The organism is Paraburkholderia sp. BL23I1N1 (assembly GCF_003610295.1).
Lineage (GTDB): Bacteria > Pseudomonadota > Gammaproteobacteria > Burkholderiales > Burkholderiaceae > Paraburkholderia.
Genome location: NZ_RAPV01000001.1, coordinates 4,517,146 through 4,534,777 on the forward strand (window position 1 = coordinate 4,517,146; position 17,632 = coordinate 4,534,777).

17 protein-coding genes and 1 pseudogene are annotated in these 17,632 nt (G+C 62.5%); 10 read left to right on the top strand and 8 right to left on the bottom strand.

The window, feature by feature from the left end:
• Positions 1–20: 20 nt before the first annotated feature.
• Positions 21–1,067, bottom strand: coding sequence for a S1C family serine protease (locus tag B0G76_RS21145; protein ID WP_120294279.1), 1,047 nt, complete (start codon positions 1,065–1,067; stop codon positions 21–23).
• Between the two features lie 140 nt (positions 1,068–1,207).
• Between B0G76_RS21145 and B0G76_RS21150 the strand changes: the two genes are divergently transcribed.
• Both B0G76_RS21150 and ppk2 read left to right on the top strand, forming a co-directional pair.
• On the top strand, positions 1,208–1,636 hold the full coding sequence (locus B0G76_RS21150) for a VOC family protein (RefSeq protein ID WP_120296628.1): 429 nt from the start codon (positions 1,208–1,210) through the stop codon (positions 1,634–1,636).
• Between the two features lie 187 nt (positions 1,637–1,823).
• Entirely contained in the window at positions 1,824–2,750 is a 927-nt protein-coding gene (gene ppk2 / locus B0G76_RS21155) for a polyphosphate kinase 2 (protein ID WP_120294280.1), read from the top strand.
• 117 nt (positions 2,751–2,867) lie between these two features.
• Here ppk2 and B0G76_RS21160 read toward each other — a convergent pair whose 3' ends face one another.
• Positions 2,868–4,454 carry an inorganic phosphate transporter gene (locus B0G76_RS21160; RefSeq protein ID WP_120294281.1) on the bottom strand — a complete coding sequence of 529 codons (1,587 nt, stop codon included), beginning with the start codon at positions 4,452–4,454 and terminating at the stop codon, positions 2,868–2,870.
• A 415-nt stretch (positions 4,455–4,869) separates the two neighbouring features.
• On the opposite strand from B0G76_RS21160, the gene B0G76_RS21165 reads away from it, so the two are divergent.
• On the top strand, positions 4,870–5,739 hold the full coding sequence (locus B0G76_RS21165; protein WP_120294282.1) for a CHAD domain-containing protein: 870 nt from the start codon (positions 4,870–4,872) through the stop codon (positions 5,737–5,739).
• 88 nt (positions 5,740–5,827) lie between these two features.
• Here the strand turns inward: B0G76_RS21165 and B0G76_RS21170 are convergent, their stop codons facing one another.
• Complete coding sequence (locus tag B0G76_RS21170) at positions 5,828–6,865, bottom strand: VTT domain-containing protein (RefSeq protein WP_120294283.1); 1,038 nt, start codon at positions 6,863–6,865, stop codon at positions 5,828–5,830.
• Positions 6,866–7,233: 368 nt separating this feature from the next.
• Here B0G76_RS21170 and B0G76_RS21175 point away from each other — a divergent pair, with 368 nt between their 5' ends.
• Positions 7,234–8,139 carry a DMT family transporter gene (locus B0G76_RS21175; protein ID WP_120294284.1) on the top strand — a complete coding sequence of 302 codons (906 nt, stop codon included), beginning with the start codon at positions 7,234–7,236 and terminating at the stop codon, positions 8,137–8,139.
• A gap of 74 nt (positions 8,140–8,213) precedes the next feature.
• On the opposite strand, the gene folE is transcribed toward B0G76_RS21175, so the two are convergent.
• The 3 genes from folE to B0G76_RS21190 all read right to left on the bottom strand — a co-directional run bounded on the left by folE (position 8,214) and on the right by B0G76_RS21190 (position 11,354).
• Positions 8,214–8,852 carry a GTP cyclohydrolase I FolE gene (folE, locus tag B0G76_RS21180; RefSeq protein ID WP_120294285.1) on the bottom strand — a complete coding sequence of 213 codons (639 nt, stop codon included), beginning with the start codon at positions 8,850–8,852 and terminating at the stop codon, positions 8,214–8,216.
• 123 nt (positions 8,853–8,975) lie between these two features.
• On the bottom strand, positions 8,976–9,905 hold the full coding sequence (locus B0G76_RS21185; RefSeq protein WP_120294286.1) for a LysR family transcriptional regulator: 930 nt from the start codon (positions 9,903–9,905) through the stop codon (positions 8,976–8,978).
• Positions 9,906–10,118: 213 nt separating this feature from the next.
• Entirely contained in the window at positions 10,119–11,354 is a 1,236-nt protein-coding gene (locus tag B0G76_RS21190) for an IS4 family transposase (protein WP_310793961.1), read from the bottom strand.
• A gap of 141 nt (positions 11,355–11,495) precedes the next feature.
• Here B0G76_RS21190 and B0G76_RS21195 point away from each other — a divergent pair.
• Positions 11,496–11,953 (top strand): annotated as a pseudogene (locus tag B0G76_RS21195) (IS3 family transposase); the annotation flags it as partial.
• A gap of 294 nt (positions 11,954–12,247) precedes the next feature.
• Here B0G76_RS21195 and B0G76_RS42950 read toward each other — a convergent pair.
• Positions 12,248–12,424 carry a hypothetical protein gene (locus tag B0G76_RS42950; RefSeq protein ID WP_183082107.1) on the bottom strand — a complete coding sequence of 59 codons (177 nt, stop codon included), beginning with the start codon at positions 12,422–12,424 and terminating at the stop codon, positions 12,248–12,250.
• Between B0G76_RS42950 and B0G76_RS21200 the strand changes: the two genes are divergently transcribed.
• The 5 genes from B0G76_RS21200 to pcaC all read left to right on the top strand — a co-directional run bounded on the left by B0G76_RS21200 (position 12,417) and on the right by pcaC (position 16,783).
• Complete coding sequence (locus B0G76_RS21200; protein ID WP_120294288.1) at positions 12,417–13,121, top strand: 3-oxoacid CoA-transferase subunit A; 705 nt, start codon at positions 12,417–12,419, stop codon at positions 13,119–13,121. The two genes, B0G76_RS42950 and B0G76_RS21200, sit on opposite strands and share 8 nt — an antisense overlap.
• Positions 13,122–13,131: 10 nt before the next feature.
• Complete coding sequence (locus tag B0G76_RS21205; protein ID WP_120294289.1) at positions 13,132–13,791, top strand: 3-oxoacid CoA-transferase subunit B; 660 nt, start codon at positions 13,132–13,134, stop codon at positions 13,789–13,791.
• A gap of 423 nt (positions 13,792–14,214) precedes the next feature.
• Positions 14,215–15,594, top strand: coding sequence for a 3-carboxy-cis,cis-muconate cycloisomerase (locus B0G76_RS21210; protein ID WP_120294290.1), 1,380 nt, complete (start codon positions 14,215–14,217; stop codon positions 15,592–15,594).
• A gap of 5 nt (positions 15,595–15,599) precedes the next feature.
• Entirely contained in the window at positions 15,600–16,391 is a 792-nt protein-coding gene (gene pcaD / locus B0G76_RS21215) for a 3-oxoadipate enol-lactonase (protein ID WP_120294291.1), read from the top strand.
• On the top strand, positions 16,388–16,783 hold the full coding sequence (gene pcaC, locus B0G76_RS21220) for a 4-carboxymuconolactone decarboxylase (protein WP_120294292.1): 396 nt from the start codon (positions 16,388–16,390) through the stop codon (positions 16,781–16,783). The genes pcaD and pcaC overlap by 4 nt, the downstream gene beginning before the upstream one ends.
• Before the next feature lie 124 nt (positions 16,784–16,907).
• Here the strand turns inward: pcaC and B0G76_RS21225 are convergent, their stop codons facing one another.
• Positions 16,908–17,609 (bottom strand): TetR family transcriptional regulator, encoded by a 702-nt coding sequence (locus B0G76_RS21225; RefSeq protein WP_120296630.1) that lies wholly within the window; start codon positions 17,607–17,609, stop codon positions 16,908–16,910.
• Positions 17,610–17,632: the final 23 nt, after the last annotated feature.

Below are 17,632 nucleotides of genomic sequence, written 5' to 3' on the forward strand. Positions count from 1 at the left end.
ACCGCGGGTAGTCGGACGAATCAACTCGTCTGCTCAACCGGCGTCAAGGTCAGTTCGACCCGTTGTGCGCCGCGCAACACGGTCACGCTGACCGGCTTGTCGATCCGCGACGCGTCGAGCGTGCGTTGCAGGCTGTCGACGTCTTGCACCGCGAGCGCATCGATCGCGACGATCGTGTCGTCGGTGCGCAGACCGCCGAGTGCCGCCGGACTGCCTTTGACGATTTCCATGACATGCACGCCGCTTTCCGCGTCCAGGTCGAAATAGCGCTGCACGCGGCGCGACAGCGGCAGCGTGGTGCCTGCCACGCCGATGTACGCGCGCCGCACGCGGCCGTGCGTGAAGATCTGCATGATGACCCACTTGGCCGTATCGATCGCGGTGGCGAAGCAGATGGCCTGCGCGCCGGGAATGATCGCGGTGTTCACGCCGATCACCTGACCGGCCGAATTGATCAGCGGACCGCCCGAATTGCCGGGATTGAGTGCGGCATCGGTCTGGATCACGTCGTAGATCATGCGGCCGGAATTCGAGCGCAGCGAGCGGCCAAGCGCCGAGACCACGCCTGTCGTCACGGTTTGCGCGAGGCCGAGCGGATTGCCGACCGCGATCGCGATCTGGCCGACCCGCAGCTTCGACGATTCGCCGAGTTCGACGTGCGGCAACGGTTCCGGCGAGCCGATTCGCAGCACGGCCAGATCGCTGCCGGGATCGTTGCCGACCAGATCGGCGTCGAATTTCGCGCCGTCGGCGAGCGTCACCGTGATGTGCGTGGCGCCATGCACCACGTGGCTGTTGGTGAGCAAATAGCCGTCGGGCGTGAACAGAAAGCCCGAGCCGGTGCCGCCGCGCGCGCCGCGGCTATCGCGACCGGAGGGGGCGCCCGGCAGCCGGCGTTCGACGGAGATGAAGGCGACCGCTTGCTGAACGCGTTCCAGCGCGCCGATTACGGTGCGGGAATAGGCGTCGAGCAGAGCGTCGTCGGATAAAACGTTGAGCGGATCGGGCCCGGGGGCGTCGGATGCGGCGCGCGACAGGTCATCAATGAAGCGTGGACGGCTTCCCATGGCGATGCTCCGGATAAGCGGGAACCCACATGCAGGGCGGTGCGCGGGTTTTCAAGTGCGGTCGGGGGGGGGGCGGGGTTGTGCGCCACGCGCCACGCGTGTCCGTCCGGCGCTACCATACCAACAAGGAGACAGCCGCCATGAACTCACCTGCCACATCATCCGCAGCCTCTGCTTCGTCGAGCGCCTCAAGTGCGCCGGCGGACCCGACCGAGCCGCGCATCGAATCGCTCAGCGCCATCACGCTCGCCACCGGCAATATGCCGCGCGCCGTGCTGTTTTACGAAGCGCTTGGCTTTCCGATCAAATTCGGCGGTTCGCACGAAGCTTTCACGTCGTTTGCATTTGGCGGCTCGTATCTGAACCTGATCGTCGATGCGCGCGCCCCGGTCAACTGGTGGGGCCGCGTGATTTTCTATGTGTCGGACGTCGATGCGCTCTACCGGAAAGCGCTGGCGTCGGGCTTGAAGCCGTCGTCCGAACCCGCCGATGCGCCGTGGGGCGAGCGTTATTTTCACATTACCGATCCCGATGGCCACGAACTCAGCTTCGCGAGACCATTGCGTTAGCGCCGGGCGGGCACGCAAAACTCGCTATCATGGGCATCGTGAAGGCGAGCGCCCATCGCGCCGATCGCGCCCAAGGCGCGGCTGCGGCGCCAGTAACACGGCTGACACCTCGCGCTTCGATAATCGACCCCGTTCGCGACGTGCATGTGCCGCGCGCCTAACCATTTCCGTTGCCAGGAGAGTCGCAATGAAAGAGCTGGATCCGAGACCCGAGGCCGAAGTCATGGCAGAACGGCAACGCCGTTTCGAGGAAGACCTCATCGATGCGTATGACGAGGAGCTCGAAATGGAGGTCGACGATCGCATCATCGACGGTGCGGACGGTTTTACGCCCGAGCATCGCGAGGCACGCAAGGTGTACTTCCGCGAGCTGTTCCGGTTGCAGGGCGAACTCGTCAAACTGCAGGACTGGATCGTGCAGACCGGGCATCGCCTGGTGGTGATTTTCGAAGGACGCGATGCGGCCGGCAAAGGCGGCGCGATCAAACGCATCACGCAGCGGCTCAATCCGCGCGTGTGCCGGGTGGCGGCATTGCCGGCGCCGAACAACCGCGAACGCACGCAGTGGTATTTCCAGCGTTACGTGTCGCATCTGCCGGCCGGCGGCGAAATGGTGCTGTTTGACCGCAGCTGGTACAACCGCGCAGGCGTCGAACGCGTGATGAATTTTTGCAGCGACGACGAGTACGAAGAGTTCTTCCGCTCGGTGCCGGAATTCGAAAAGATGCTGGCGCGAAGCGGCGTGCAGATTCTCAAATACTGGTTTTCGATCACCGATGAAGAACAGGAAATCCGCTTTCAGAACCGCATTCACGATCCGCTGAAACAGTGGAAGCTGAGCCCGATGGATCTGGAAAGCCGGCGTCGCTGGGAAGCCTATACACAGGCGAAAGAAGTCATGCTGCAGCGCTCGCACATTCCCGAGGCGCCGTGGTGGGTCGTGCAGGCCGTCGACAAGAAGCGCGCGCGCCTGAACTGCATTCATCACCTGTTGAGCCAGGTGCCGTATCACGAGATCGAACACCCGACCATCGAGTTGCCTTCACGGGTTTATCACGATGAATACAGCCGCCAGCCGGTGCCGTCGTCGATGATTGTGCCCGAGATGTATTGATCGGGCGTCGGGTGTCAGCTTGGTGAAATAAAAAAGCGCGGCAAGAACCGCGCTTTTTTATCTTCCCTGTGGCCGGACTTGAGACCGGCTACAGCGGCACCAGCGAATTCAGCCGTTTCAGAACACCATCCGGAACACCCAGTACAGACCCGCGGCCAAAGCGATCGAAACCGGCAGCGTCAGCACCCAGGCGAGGATCAGGCTGCGCACGGTGGCCCATTGCAAACCGGAGCCATTGGCCGCCATGGTGCCCGCCACGCCCGACGACAACACGTGCGTGGTAGAGACCGGCAAGCCGTACATGTCGGCCGCACCGATCGTCAGCATCGCCACCATTTCAGCCGATGCGCCCTGTCCATAGGTCAGATGCTGCTTGCCGATTTTCTCGCCGACCGTCACGACGATGCGCTTCCATCCAACCATCGTGCCCAGACCGAGGGCAATAGCCACGGCGACCTTGACCCAAGTCGGGATGAACTTGGTGGCGTGATCGGTTTGCGCCTTGAAGTTGTCGATCGCTTTGGCGTCGTCCGGCGCGAAGGCCGGCTGTTTGGCCTTGTCCATCAGACGGATCGCTTCGGACGCGACATACATGTTGTTGCGCACGTTATCCACGATGTTTTGCGGCACGGCGGCCATCGATCCCGATGCCCCGACCTGCTGACCGATCAACGTGGTGAGTTGCTGCAAGGCCGGCACGGTGGCGGGCGTCAACTGACGGGTGCGCACGTACGCTTCGACATCGCCGCGCGGATCGGCGGACGGTGCCACGCCCTGAGTGTATTTGCCGAGCGTGTCCGCCGTGTGTTGCGCGACCGCGATGAAGGTCTGCGTTTCCGCCGGCGTGACGGCTTTGTTCAGCGCGTAGGCCGTGGGCACCGTACCGATCAGGATCAGCATGATGAGACCCATGCCTTTCTGCCCGTCGTTCGAACCGTGCGCGAATGAAACGCCCGTACAGGTCAGAATCAGCAGGCAGCGAATCCAGAACGGCGGCGGCTTCTTGCCCTTTGGCTCGGCATACAACGCGGGAATGCGCACCACGGCCTTGAGGATCAACAGCAGCAAAGCGGAAGCCAGAAAGCCGACCAGCGGCGAAAACAGTAACGACTTGCCCACGCCGAGCGCCTGATTCCAGTCCACGCCGCTCGTGCCGCTCGCGCCGTGCATCAGCTGATTCATCAGACCGACGCCGATGATCGAGCCGATTAGCGTATGCGAACTCGACGACGGCAGTCCGAAATACCAGGTGCCCAGATTCCAGATGATCGCGGCGATCAACAACGCGAAGACCATCGCAAAGCCCGCGCTGCTCCCCACTTGCAGAATCAATTCCACGGGCAGCAGTTGCAGAATGCCGAACGCAACCGCGCCCGTTGAAGTAAGCACACCGAGGAAATTCCATCCGCCGGACCAGACCACTGCTATGTTAGGCGCGAGCGAATGCGTGTAGATCACGGTGGCGACCGCATTGGCCGTGTCATGAAAGCCGTTGACGAATTCGAAGCCGAGCGCGATCAGGAGCGCAACACCGAGCAGGAGATAGGGCAGGACGGACGCTTCGCGAACCGATTGGAGATCGGCTGCAAGATGCATGGCGCAATATGCAGCGCCGATCGCAATCACAACGAGAAAGATGATCAGGCCGATATTGCGCCCCTTTCCACTTGTAGCGCCCGGTTGCGGGTACGAAAGTTCCGGCATGGCGTGAGCCCCAAAAGTTTGTCGCGGGACTGCCGATCCTGCGGGGCCTGTGTGTCGTAATGATGACAGTGGCGTGACGGCTATGCTGGACGGGCGTTCGCGGGCGGTACGTGAAGATTGGCGCTACAGGATTAGCCACGAATCACGGCGCGCAAAAATGATAAGCGGTCCGAAAAGAACTAGGTATGAAGTGCGCTTGTGCAGCGGAGCGGATTTTTGCTGTTCGACTGCGGCCGGGGTCGCCTGCGGACACTCGCGCGATCCGGGTGGCCGCCATGATTTGCGGCGGATTGCGATCCATGCAACGCGCATTTTCCTGCGACCATCCAGGTGCAGTTTAGGCGACGCGCCGGTGGATATCCACCGGGACCTTTTTTTGCTAGGCTGAGATAAATGGACCTTTGAAGGACGTCCGATGAAGCGAGCGAGCCGGAAAATCGACAATCAGCCTGCGGACAGCACGCCGGCCGTCGCGGAGTGTTCGGCGGAGTCGGCTTTCGCTTCCTACGCGGCGCCCATCGTCGACGAGGCCATCGAACACGCCAATGCGGTGCGCGAAGACACCTCGCCCGAAGCCCTGCACCAACTGCGCGTCTCGCTGCGGCGGTTGCGCTCGTTGTGGTGGGCGTTCGAACCCTTGCTGGACAAAGGCGAGAATACGCGCCAACGGGCGCTGTATAAATATCTGGCGACGGCCGCCGGCAAGACGCGCGACTGGGACATTCTGATCGAACTGATCGCCCAGGACGAGCACGTCGCGCACGAGGTGGCGCCGAAGCTCGAGGAGGCGCGCGGCAGCGCGTTGGCGACAAGTCGTGAAACGCTCTCGAACGCGGACGTCAAACATCTGCTGCGAGACGCCCTGACCAGCGCCAGTAAGGAATTGAATACGGCCCATGAGCGTGTGCCGCTGCAGGAGTTCGTCGACAATCGCGTGGCCGCTTCTGAACGTTCGCTGAAAAAACGTATAAAACGCGCGTCTCAGGCGAAGCGCTCCAATTACACCGCGTTTCACGACGTCAGAAAGGCGGGCAAGAAAGTGCGCTATCTGCTCGAGTTTTTCGAGCCGGTGCTGAGCGGCAGCCACAAACGCGTCCTGAAGCGGTTAAAGCAGATTCAGAAGCGTTTCGGTACGCTAAACGATATTGTCGCCAGCGAGATGCTGCTGCGCGGCAATATGAGTTTGCTGGCCGGGTCCGGCGACACCGATGCAGTGCTTCATTGGCTCAGGAAGGAGCGCAAACGCCGGATGCGCGCGGCAGCGGGACTGCTGCGCAAACTTTGATGCGGCCTTGAGCGGCGGTTGCATGTTCTGGCAAGGCGGCCCGAACAACTCTGCATGACCCCATTGCTCAGAGGCTTTCTCTGGCGCTTTAGCTGCGTCGCGGGGCGAACCCGCGCAGGGTCACCGCGTCGCGTGCTGCGCCGTAGCACTGCGGCGCACGCTTGCCGGTGGTCAATTCCTCTGCCGGCGATGGTGGTTCAACCGGAAACCCGCGCTTTTGCCAGGCGTCGAGTCCACCCCTCAACGCGCGAATCCGCGTGTAGCCGTTCAGGCGCATCCGTTGCCGGATCTCGAAGGCGGTCGCGCTGTCCGGACAAATGCAGTAAATCACCTTGTCGTAAGCGAGCAAGGCGCCGTCGATCTGTTCAGGCGAATGCGGGTCGAGCGTCAGCGCGCCGGGAATAGGGCACAGCGCGTCGCCTGCCGACGCGGGCGGCCGGGCATCCAGGACCGTGGAAGGCGTGATGCGGCGCCATCCGCCGCGTGTCGCTTGCGACGCGGTCGCGGAGGCGGCGTTCGCGAGACGGCGCCGCTCGCGGCGTCGCTGCTGCAGGACGTACACCAGATAGATCAGCGCCGCGGCCAGCAGGATGTCGATCACCGTGCCGCCGCGCGCTCTGACGAAGGCGAGCAGCATATGCAACTCCCTTTCCGCCGCGGCGCCGCCGAGCAGCCAGAAGGTGGCCCACACCAGGGCGCCGGCGAGGTCCCACACGGCGTAGATGCGGGCATCTACCGCTGTCGTGCCCATCAGCGGCGGGGTGATGAGTCCCAGTCCGGGGACGAACTTCGAGATCGACACGAGCGGCACGCCGAAACGCTCGAATAGCGAGCGAGCCATGTCGACCCTTGAATCGACCGCCGGGGAGAGCCGGCCCAGAGCGGCAATCAGCTTGCGTCCGTAGATGCGGCCGGCGGCGAACCATGTGCCGTCGCCGATGAGCGCGCCGAGCACGGCGGCGCACAGGATCGGCCAGAACGACAGTGTGCCGGCGGCAATCGCGGAGCCCGCAAAGAGCAGCATGGGGACCGCGGGAATCGGCAGGCCGAGGCGTGTCAGCAGGACGTTGAGAAAGACGACCGCGCTGCCCCAGGTTGAAACCGCCGACGACGGAAATGCTACCAATTGCAGAACTCCTGTTATTGCGGTTGGGCCGCACTGCGGCGGGAGTTTGTCGTGCCGGGACGCTAGGTGTGTTGCTTTGACGCTTATCGGCTTGCCCGCTTGCCCGCTTGCCCGTTTGGTCCGTTTGGTCCGTTTGGTTCGTTTGTGCGCGTCCCGCGTGACGTTCTATTTCGATCAGGATACTCGATGGGCCTGATTGGGGCACCGGCCGGTCCCGCCTGACCGCAGGCCGCATTTGCACCGGTATTGCGTGAAGCCGGCGGTGTGCCGCGAACCGTTGGCAGGCGCATTCTCTGCAATTTCGTTCAAGACCGCACGCGTCTGCCGCTCCTAATCTGCCTGTTCATTCAAAAGAATAGGACCGCAGCATGAACTCACGATATGTCGGATACCTGTTTTGCGCGCTGGCGATGATCGGGGTCGGCAGCACGGTTGTCGTCAGCAAATCGATCGCCAGCGGATTGCCGCCGTTTAGCGCGACCGCATTGCGTTTTGCCATTGCGTTTCCGCTGTTCGTGCTGGTGATGCGCTGGCGCGGCGTGCGCTGGCCGCGTCTCGATCGACGTGACACGATGCTCGTGATCGCTCAGGCGGGGGCGGGCAGCGTCGGCTATACGGTGTTGCTCATCAGTGGGATGAAGCTCGCGTCGGCCGCCGATGCAGGTGTGATTGCCGGCACGCTGCCGGCGGTGTCGGCCGTGGTCGCCATGCTTGCACTGGGTGAGCGCCCCGCGCCCGCGTTGATCGGCGCGATCGTTCTTGCCACTCTGGGCGTGCTGGTGTGTACCGTGCATATCGACGATTTCGCCGCGCCGCGTGCGGCCGGTTCGCTGGCGGGTAACGCGTTGGTGTTCGCGGCGATCGTCTGCGAGGCGCTTTTCATTCTGCTCAATCGCAAGTTGCGCACGCCGGTCGCGCCGCTGCCGCTGTCCGCGTTGATGTGTGGCTTCGGTTTCGCGGTGGCGATCGTGCCGGCGTGCTTCGAAAGGCCCTGGAGCGTGCCATTCGATGCGAGCGCCTTGAGTGGCGTGCTGTATTACGCGCTCGTGCCGACCGTGGCGGGTTTCGTTCTCTGGTATGCGGGCGCTGCGCGCATCAGCGGCGCGGAAGCCGGACTCATGACCGCGCTCGTGCCGGTGAGCGCGGTCGGGTTGGCCGCTCTCGTGTTACGGGAACCGGTCAGCGCCGCGCCGCTCGCGGGTGTCGCATGCGTGCTCGGCGCGGTGTTGCTGGCCACCTTCGGGCAGATGCGTATTGTGCGCAGCGCGGCGTGAGGTACTGGTCGGAAGGCAGGCTTTTTGGGCCTGCACTTCCTGGGCCGTAGTTCGAAGCCGTGGCGCGAAGCGATTCAGGTATTGGCGACCGCCACCACGCCGGGATTGCCCACGATCGACAGAAACTCGCGACGCGTCGACGGATCGGTGCGGAACGTGCCCAGCATGCGCGAGGTGACCATCGTGACACCGGCTTTGTGTACGCCCCGTGTGGACATGCATTGATGCGCGGCTTCGAGAATCACGCCGACGCCGGCTGGTTGCAGCACGTCGTTCAACGTATCGGCGATCTGCACGGTCATCTTTTCCTGGATCTGCAGTCGTTTGGCGAACGCATCGACGAGGCGCGCCAGCTTCGAAATGCCGACCACCCGATGCCCGGGGAGATAGGCAACGTGCGCCCGCCCGATGATCGGCACCATGTGGTGTTCGCAATAGCTTTCGAAGCGGATGTCTTTCAGCACGATCATTTCGTCGTAGCCGTCCACTTCGGAGAAGGTGCGGGCGAGGATCTCGCGCGGGTCGACCTGATAACCCGCGTAGAACTCCTCATAGGAGCGCACCACGCGCGCAGGCGTATCGATCAGACCTTCGCGCTTGGGATCGTCGCCGGCCCAACGCAGCAGCACGCGAACTGCTGCTTCAGCTTCGTCGCGGCTCGGGCGCTCCGCTGCGGCCGAGGGTTTGGTTTTCTTTGGTTTGCTGCTGGCCATCCGTCGCTCCTCTGGGATCGCGCGTCGACGCTGGACGGAGCGCGCGGGGTCAATGAGTGCGGCCATTGTTCCATGTTTTGCGCCGGGTGGTGCCGATGACCCTTTCGCGGACGGGGCGCGAGCTCACTTCGGCCACTCGTCCATGGCGTCGTTGAAGAGTTCGGCGACGATACCGCGCAGCCAGCTCGCCCGCGGATCGTTATGAAACTTGCGATGCCAGTGCTGTCGCAGATCGAAGCGCGGCAACGGCAGCGGCGGCTCGACCAGCGTGATCGACGCATGCTCCGACACGTACGCGAAACCGATGGCATGCGGCACGGTCGCGAGCAGATCGGTGCGTGCGAGGATGAACGGCAGACTCATGAAGTGCGGCGTTTCGAGTACGGCGCGGCGCTTGATGCGTTTCTTTTCCAGGAAGTGTTCGAGGACTTCCTGACTGCGTCCTTCGGCCCGTACGACTGCGTGGCCCGACGCGACGTACTGCTGCAATGTGAGCGGCGCCTTCGAAAGGGGGTGCCCTGTCCGCATGAGGCAGATGAATCGATGGGTGAAGAGCCGTTGCTGGAAGAAGTTGTTGCCTGACAGATCGGGGAAATAGCCCACGGCGAGATCGACGTCGCCCGATTCGAGTCCACGTTCCACGTGCGAGGGCGAGAGCGACACCGAGCGCAGATTCGCATATGGCGCGCGTTCGGCGAACAGTTGCAGGAGCCGCGGCAGGAAGACGATTTCGCCGACGTCGGAGAGCGCGATGGAGAAGGTATGGGTGCTGGTGGCCGGATCGAAGTCCTGCACGTCGAGCATGCCTTTCTCGATACGCAGGAGCGCGTCGCGGGCGGCGGGGAGAATGGCGAGCGCGCGCGGCGTGGGTTCCATGCCTTTGGATGTTCTGACGAAGAGTGGATCGTCGAAGTATTCCCGTAGACGGCCTAGCGCGGTGCTGACGCGGGGTTGGCTGACGCCGAGTTGGTCCGCCGCGCGGCTGACATTGCAGGTGTCTTCCATTGCTACGAGGTAGGGGATCAGGTTTAGATCCAGGTTTGTGTTGGGCATGCTGAGGTTTTTTGCCTGCGGCGCTTTTTCGGGGTTGGGTATTTGGTTTCTGGATAGAGGGTAGTTTAATAATCTTTGTTTTGGATAGTGGTTTTTTGCCGTGCGGCGCTTGGTCTTTTGTATGCCTACGGTGTTGGCCTTTCCTTGCTTTGTTAGTGGTCTATTAGCGTCGCCCCTGTGCGGGGCAATGCTCTCAACTTAAGCCCCACTGCATCAGGCGAGTTTGTAGGCGAGATGGAAGTGGGGCTTGGCTTTTCTGGGTGGCCTTGGATAGGAGCGTGAGGGCTGTATCCGGCATCGGGTCTGGTGGATCATTTCCAGCACACCGGCAAGGCCGTCCAGACAGCGCCGGATGCGCAGAAGGCACGCGCCGAGGATGGGCTTTAGTGCGCCCAGTGCGTACACCCGGTTAGGACGGCTGGCATGTCTGTCGTCGTGCGGCGCATCGAGATCGCTGAGCAATGTACACAGGTTGTCGGCGAGGATTTTTGCACCGAAGTCCTGCTGCAATGCCAGGTAATCGAGGCCTGTAACGGCTTCCAGCCTGAGACGGTGCTTGAGTCGTTTGAACGCCTCCTCGACCCGCCAGCGTTGGTGATAGAGCGCGCCGAACGATGCGGCCGGATAACGCTCGCCATCGAGCAGCGAGGTCATCAGCACACGCACGCGCCCGCCTGGCGTGACGTCGCGGATCAGCCGCACGGTCGTCGGCGTACGCGCCAGTTCATAGTCGCGGGCATCCAGTTCGCTGGGCGCCTCCAGTGTCACGACGCGCTCGGCTTTACCGCTGCGGGCAAAGACGGTGACGCACTTCCAGTTACGCGCATCCACGCGCATGCAGAACGGGATCTCGCGCTGCGCGAGCGCCGCCACCATCGCGTTGCCGATATAGCCGCGATCGAGCAGCAGCAGGTCGGTGCGCGGCTGCAGTACATCGAGGGCTTCGAACAGCATCTGCCGCTCGCCGCCGTCGGCGGGATGAAGTGCGGCGTGCAGGGTCAGTTCGGAGCCCGGCAGGAACAGCGCAAACGCGTAGTGATCGGCGCGCAGTTCATGGCCGCGACGCGTGCCCACACGCAGGCGACTACCGTCCGCTGCGACCAGTCTCAGCCCGTTCCAGCGCATCGAATCGATATGGGGTTGGGCCAGTGAAATCAGGCGGGTGCGGGCCAGTTCGAACAGTTCGGCAGACAGTCCCTGTCGCGCCTTGCTGAAGGCCTGTGCGCTGACAGCGCGGGTGCGTCCGCCGCTTCCCAGTGCGCCGAATAGCGCGTCAAGTTCGGTCTGCACGCTGGCGCACATGCCAGACATCATCAGCGCGGCCATGCGCGGCAAGGTCAGTCTGCGATTGCGGGTAAAGGCGGTCGGAGAACGACGCACGCGATCGGCGAGCGCCGGATCGAGCAGGAAATCGGAGAACTCAGCCAGAAACCGCGAGGACGCTGGTATTTGAGTTCATATCGTTGATTTATCAGTGAGTTATGCGATGAAGTTTACAGGAGCAATGCCTCGTTTACAAGCCCTTTAAGGCTTAAGTTGAGAGCATTGCTGTGCGGGGCGGCAGGGAAATAGCTCGACTACGCCCTGTCTCTTACTCCACTGAGCACGCGTCAGGGCTGGTCCTATCTGGCCATCGTGATGGATCTGCATTCGCGCCGAATCATCGGCTGGGCATTCGCGCTGCAGGCCGACACGGAGCTGGTGATCAAGGCCATCCAGCAGGCTCGCGCCAGACGGCGTCCACCACCCGGGGTGAAGTTTCATTCCGATCAGGGCTGTCAGTACACCAGCGCGTACTTTGTGGGCGATCTGAAGGCCAACGGCATGGTTCAGAGCATGAGCAGAAAGGGAAACTTCTGGGACACGCGGTCGTGGAGCGCTTCTTTAGAAGCCTGAAAAGTGAATGGCTGAACCCAAAGGGGTACCTCGATCACGCAGAAGCCGAACGCGACATCAAGGCCTATATCGACGATTTTTATAACTGCCGGCAGATCCATTCGGCAACGAACGGAGTGCCGCCGGTGCGGCACGAGACTTCATTTTTTTAACAACTTCCTTTGTCGGTGTCCAAATTTACTTGACCACTACAGGTGCCGCCCCACACAGGGGCGACGCCAATAGACCACTAACAAAGCAAGGAAAGGCCAACGCCCCAGACATACAGACAAACAAAGCGCCGCGAAGGCAAACACCGAAAAGCCCCCAAAAAGCCAGACAGACAACAAAGCAAACCGCCCCGCCGGGCAACCAAAAAAACCTATGATTAAGGGGAATCCCCAACCTTGACAACCCGCCCGAAGGGCAACCATAATCGCCTCAACGTTCGCCAAACGAATCCATGTTCATATATCGAACAATTCGACAGCGAACAAACGAAAGGCGCCAGCCCGCATCTCCACCCGGCGAGCCGCCGCCAGCACAGGCGTGGAGAGCATCTCGCTCAAGCCCATGCCTGCAAAGGCAAAAAGCAGAAAGCCCAGCGGCACGCAGCGCCCCCAAAGGAAATTCGACATGATCAACAAGATTTTCGAGTCACTTCAATCGGCGATTGCCGATGTCCAGGACGGCGCGACCGTCATGATCGGCGGCTTCGGCACGGCCGGTATGCCGTCCGAACTGATCGACGCGCTCATCGAACAAGGCGCGCGCGAACTCACCATCGTCAACAACAACGCCGGTAACGGCGACATCGGCCTCGCGGCGCTGCTCAAAGCCAAACGGGTGCGCAAGATCATCTGCTCGTTCCCGCGCCAATCCGATTCGTATGTGTTCGACGCGCTCTTTCGCGCGGGCGAAATCGAACTCGAGCTCGTTCCGCAAGGCAACCTCGCGGAACGCATTCGCGCGGCGGGCGCTGGCATCGGCGGGTTCTTCACGCCCACTGGCTATGGCACCAAACTCGCCGAAGGCAAGGAAACGCGTCTAATTGACGGTAAGCATTACGTGCTGGAGTCGCCGCTGCATGCGGACTTCGCGCTGATCAAGGCGTTCAAGGGCGACCGTTGGGGCAATCTGGTCTATCGCAAGACCGCTCGCAACTTCGGCCCGATCATGGCGAGTGCGGCGAAAACGGCCATCGCGCAGGTATCGCAAGTGGTGCCGCTCGGTATGCTCGATCCGGAACATATCGTCACGCCCGGCATCTTCGTGCAACGCGTGATCGAAGTGCCGCAAGCCGCGCATCAAGCCGAACTTGCATCCGCGACCGCAGCCTGAGGAGACCGACATGAAAAAACTGACCCGTGATGAAATGGCCAAGCGCGTTGCCCAGGATATCCCTGAAGGCGCTTACGTGAACCTCGGCATCGGCGTGCCCACGCTGGTTGCCAACCACCTCGCTGCCGACAAGGAAATCTTCCTGCACAGCGAAAACGGCTTGCTCGGCATGGGCCCGGCCCCCGCCAAGGGCGAGGAAGACGACGAACTGATCAACGCCGGCAAGCAGCACGTCACGCTGCTCACGGGCGGCGCCTACTTCCACCACTCGGATTCGTTCGCGATGATGCGCGGCGGCCATCTGGATTTCTGCGTGCTCGGCGCATTCCAGGTGTCGGCGAAAGGCGATCTGGCGAACTGGCACACCGGCGCGCCCGACGCAATTCCGGCAGTCGGCGGCGCCATGGATCTCGCCATCGGCGCGAAGCAGGTCTACGTCATGATGGAGCACCTGACCAAGCAGGGCGAAAGCAAGATCGCCGCGGAATGCACGTACCCGGTCACGGGCGTGAACTGCGTCGACCGCATCTATACGGATTTGGCGATGATCGACGTCACCGACAAGGGCCTAGTCGTGCGCGAGATCTTCTCGGACATCGACTTCGATGCGCTGCACAAGCTGACCGGCGTGCCGCTGATCGACGGCACGCAAGCGGCTCGCGCGGCCTGAGCAAAGGCGGCCAGCCGGACAGGCAGGTGTCTGCGCGCTTGTCTCGCGGAAAAGCCGAAACGCAGGCGCGGCGAGCGAAATGCGCATGCCGTGCCAGCGTTCCGTGGTGATTGCCCAGAATGCGCATGCCGCGACAGCGCTCCGCCGTCATCGCCCAGAATGCGCACGACGCAGAATTGCTGCGTATCACCGGACATCACGGCGAATGGCGCACAGATGCTCTATACGGCAGATGCGGTGGGCAGATATAGCGGGCAGACGCGCGCATCCGGCCCGCCGTCGCGACGATGTTCGGAGCACAATGCGCCACAACGCCGTGTGCGGTACGCTCTCAATAGATAGCGCGTCTGGGTGCGCCTCACAGCGTGTCCAGGCCGCCCCGGCGAAACCTTCTCTTCCGTCTCCCTAGAAAACGACGCCACCATGCTCGACTCCAGTGCCCGTCTGACCGGCCTTCTTTGCGGCACACAGCCGATGAACGACATCTGGGCGCCGCGTGCCACGCTGCAACGGATGCTCGATGTCGAAGCCGCGCTCGCGCGTGCTTCGGCTGCCCATAACGTGATTCCGCCCAGCGCCGTGGCCGCGATCGAGGGGGCCTGCCAGGCCGATCAACTCGACGCCGACGCACTTGCGCGCGACGCGGCGCTCGGCGGCAATCTCGCGATTCCCCTCGTCAAGCAACTCACCGCGCGCGTCAAAGCGGCGGATGCGGAAGCGTCGAAGTACGTGCATTGGGGCGCGACGAGTCAGGACATCATCGATATGGCGACGGTACTGCAATTGCGCGACACCTTCGATCTGCTCGACAGCGGCCTGCAAGCCACGTGCGACGCACTGGCGACACTCGCGGCCACCCATCGCGCGACGCCGATGATCGGCCGCACCTGGTTGCAGCAGGCGTTGCCCATCACGCTCGGCCTGAAATTCGCGCAGTGGCTCGACGCGTTGTTGCGTCATCGCGAGCGGCTCGATGCGCTGCGCACGCGCGTGCTGGTGCTGCAATTCGGCGGCGCGGCCGGCACGCTGGCGAGCCTGCGTGACGCGGCGCCGCAAGTCACGCAATCGCTGGCGCAAGAACTCAGGCTCGCTGTGCCCACCTTGCCGTGGCATACGCAACGCGATCGCATCGCCGAAACTGCGTCGTTATTCGGCATGCTGATCGGCACACTCGGCAAAATCGCGCGCGATATCTCCTTGCAGATGCAAACCGAAATCGACGAACTGGCCGAACCCGCCGCAGCAGGCAAGGGCGGTTCGTCGACAATGCCGCACAAGCGCAACCCGGTCGGCTGCGCCGCGGTGCTGACGGCCGCGACGCGCGCGCCGGGGCTCGTGGCCACGGTATTCGCCGGCATGGTGCAGGAGCACGAGCGCGCGCTCGGCGGCTGGCAAGCCGAGTGGGACGCGCTGCCGGATCTCGCGCGCCTCGCAGGCGGCGCGCTCGCCAACATCGAACAGATTGCCGTGGGGCTCAACGTGAATGTGCCGCGTCTCGCCGCCAATCTCGACGTTACGCACGGCTTGATTCTCGGCGAAGCGGTGATGCTCGCGCTTGGCGACAGCATCGGCCGGCTCGACGCGCATCTTCTGGTCGAGCGCGCATCGAAAGCGGCCATCGCCGAGCGCAAGACGCTCTTCGACGTGCTCTCGGCGGACCCCGCCGTAACCGAACATCTTTCGATCGAGCGCCTGAAGCAACTGCTCGATCCCGCTCAATACGTCGGCCAGGCGCACGCTTATGTGGACGCCGCGCTGGCACTTCATCACGCGCGCGCCCAGCGCGCTACTTCCAAGGAGTAACCGGCATGCCCTACGCCGCAGTCAACGGTACCGAGCTTCATTATCGAATCGACGGTGACCGTCACGGCAATGCACCGTGGATCGTGTTGTCGAATTCGCTCGGCAGCGATCTGTCGATGTGGACGCCGCAGGTCGCGGCGTTGTCCAAACACTTCCGCGTGCTGCGCTACGACACGCGCGGCCATGGTCATTCCGAAGCGCCGAAAGGTCCGTACACGATCGAAAAACTGGCCGGCGACGTGCTCGGTCTGATGGACACGCTGAAGATCGCTCGCGCGAATTTCTGCGGTCTCTCGATGGGCGGCTTGACCGGTGTCGCGTTGGCCGCGCGTCATGCGAATCGTCTCGAACGCGTTGTTTTGTGCAATACGGCGGCGCGCATCGGTTCACCGGAAGTGTGGGTGCCGCGCGCCGCGAGGGCGCGCACGGAAGGTATGTTCGCGCTGGCGGACGTGGTCTTGCCGCGCTGGTTCACCGCCGACTTTATCGAACGTGAACCGGTGGTGTTTGCCATGATCCGCGATGTCTTCGTGCACACGGATAAGGAAGGCTACGCATCGAATTGCGACGCTATCGACGCCGCCGATTTGCGCCCCGAAGCCCACGGCATCAAGGTGCCCACGCTAGTGATCAGCGGCACGCACGATCTAGCCGCCACGCCGGCACAGGGCCGCGAACTGGCGCAAGCGATTCCGGGCGCGCGTTATGTCGAACTGGAGGCCTCGCATATTTCCAACATCGAAAGAGCCGAGGCCTTCACGAAGGCGGTGCTCGACTTCCTGACGGAGCAGAAATGAACGACGAAGACCGCTACGAAGCCGGACTTGATGTGCGCCGCGCAGTGCTGGGCAGCGCGCACGTCGACCGGTCGCTCGCCAATCGCACTGAGTTGACCGACGAGTTCCAGAACTTTATTACCCGCTACGCGTGGGGCGAAATCTGGACGCGCGAAGGCTTGCCGCGTCACACGCGCAGCCTGCTGACCATCGCGATGATGGTCGCGCTCAATCGCAGCGAAGAACTCGCATTGCATTTGCGCGCCGCGAAAAACAATGACGTGACGCGCGAGCAGATCAAGGAAGTGTTGCTGCAAACCGCGATCTATTGCGGCGTGCCGGCGGCCAACTCGGCGTTTCATCTGGCCGATAAGCTGTTCCGCGAAGACGACGCTGCAGCCGCGAAGCCGTAAGGATGCCGCAATACGGACGCGGCACTCGCCGGCGCACCAAGCCCTGGCGCCGTTCCCGCAACGCCTATCTCCCACCGCAACAATGCGGCTCAAAGCCTGAAGCGTACGTCAGACAAACCGCTCTTCAGGCAATCCTGCTCTCGTTCATCACTGCGGTTTCCGCCGGCAACTGCAAGCGCACCGCGCGCAACACCGTATCCTTGATGACCTCGCGCCAATGCGCGAGTGCGGCCTTGTCCATCAGCGCTTCACCGAGAAACGCACCCAACGTGTACTGATTGGCGTTATAGAAATAACCGAGCGACGCGATCATCAGGTACACGTCACGCGCCTTGACGTCCGCACGAAAGACGTTTTGCGCCTGACCTGCGTCCAATAGCTTCTGCACGACCGAAATCGCATAGCCGGAAATCTCCTTCAGCTTTAACGATTTCTTCGCGTGTTTGCCCTGGTGCAGATTTTCGCTCGACAGCAGCGTGACGAACTCGGGATGATCGAGGTAGTACTGCCAGACGAATTCGACCATTTGCTCGAGGCCATGCGCGGGATCGTCCAGGTCGAGATCGAGCTTGCTTTCGGCCTCGTTGAACTGCGCGTAGATCGTCTCCAGAACTTCGACAAATAATTGTTCCTTGCTGCCGAAGTAGTAATAGATCATCCGGTCGTGCGAACGCGCGGCCTTCGAAATACTTTCGACTCGGCCGCTTGCAAAGCCCTGCTTTGCAAAGACCTTGATGGCCGCTTTGAGAATCTTGGCGCGCGTATCTTGTGCCTGCTTCGCTCGGATGCCGATAGCGCCCGGCTTGCGGGCGGCAGTGGGACTCATGGCGGTCTCGGATCTCTTTGTTA

Excerpts from the sequence above, each read along its gene's own strand:
- B0G76_RS21150 (WP_120296628.1), top strand. The coding sequence starts at position 1,208 with ATGAACTCACCTGCCACATCATCCGCAGCCTCTGCTTCGTCGAGCGCC.
- pcaC (WP_120294292.1), top strand. The coding sequence starts at position 16,388 with ATGAACGACGAAGACCGCTACGAAGCCGGACTTGATGTGCGCCGCGCA.
- B0G76_RS21145 (WP_120294279.1), bottom strand. The coding sequence starts at position 1,067 with ATGGGAAGCCGTCCACGCTTCATTGATGACCTGTCGCGCGCCGCATCC.
- B0G76_RS21175 (WP_120294284.1), top strand. The coding sequence starts at position 7,234 with ATGAACTCACGATATGTCGGATACCTGTTTTGCGCGCTGGCGATGATC.
- B0G76_RS21165 (WP_120294282.1), top strand. The coding sequence starts at position 4,870 with ATGAAGCGAGCGAGCCGGAAAATCGACAATCAGCCTGCGGACAGCACG.
- pcaD (WP_120294291.1), top strand. The coding sequence starts at position 15,600 with ATGCCCTACGCCGCAGTCAACGGTACCGAGCTTCATTATCGAATCGAC.
- B0G76_RS21160 (WP_120294281.1), bottom strand. The coding sequence starts at position 4,454 with ATGCCGGAACTTTCGTACCCGCAACCGGGCGCTACAAGTGGAAAGGGG.
- B0G76_RS21200 (WP_120294288.1), top strand. The coding sequence starts at position 12,417 with ATGATCAACAAGATTTTCGAGTCACTTCAATCGGCGATTGCCGATGTC.
- folE (WP_120294285.1), bottom strand. The coding sequence starts at position 8,852 with ATGGCCAGCAGCAAACCAAAGAAAACCAAACCCTCGGCCGCAGCGGAG.
- B0G76_RS21185 (WP_120294286.1), bottom strand. The coding sequence starts at position 9,905 with ATGCCCAACACAAACCTGGATCTAAACCTGATCCCCTACCTCGTAGCA.
- B0G76_RS21225 (WP_120296630.1), bottom strand. The coding sequence starts at position 17,609 with ATGAGTCCCACTGCCGCCCGCAAGCCGGGCGCTATCGGCATCCGAGCG.
- ppk2 (WP_120294280.1), top strand. The coding sequence starts at position 1,824 with ATGAAAGAGCTGGATCCGAGACCCGAGGCCGAAGTCATGGCAGAACGG.
- B0G76_RS21205 (WP_120294289.1), top strand. The coding sequence starts at position 13,132 with ATGAAAAAACTGACCCGTGATGAAATGGCCAAGCGCGTTGCCCAGGAT.
- B0G76_RS21210 (WP_120294290.1), top strand. The coding sequence starts at position 14,215 with ATGCTCGACTCCAGTGCCCGTCTGACCGGCCTTCTTTGCGGCACACAG.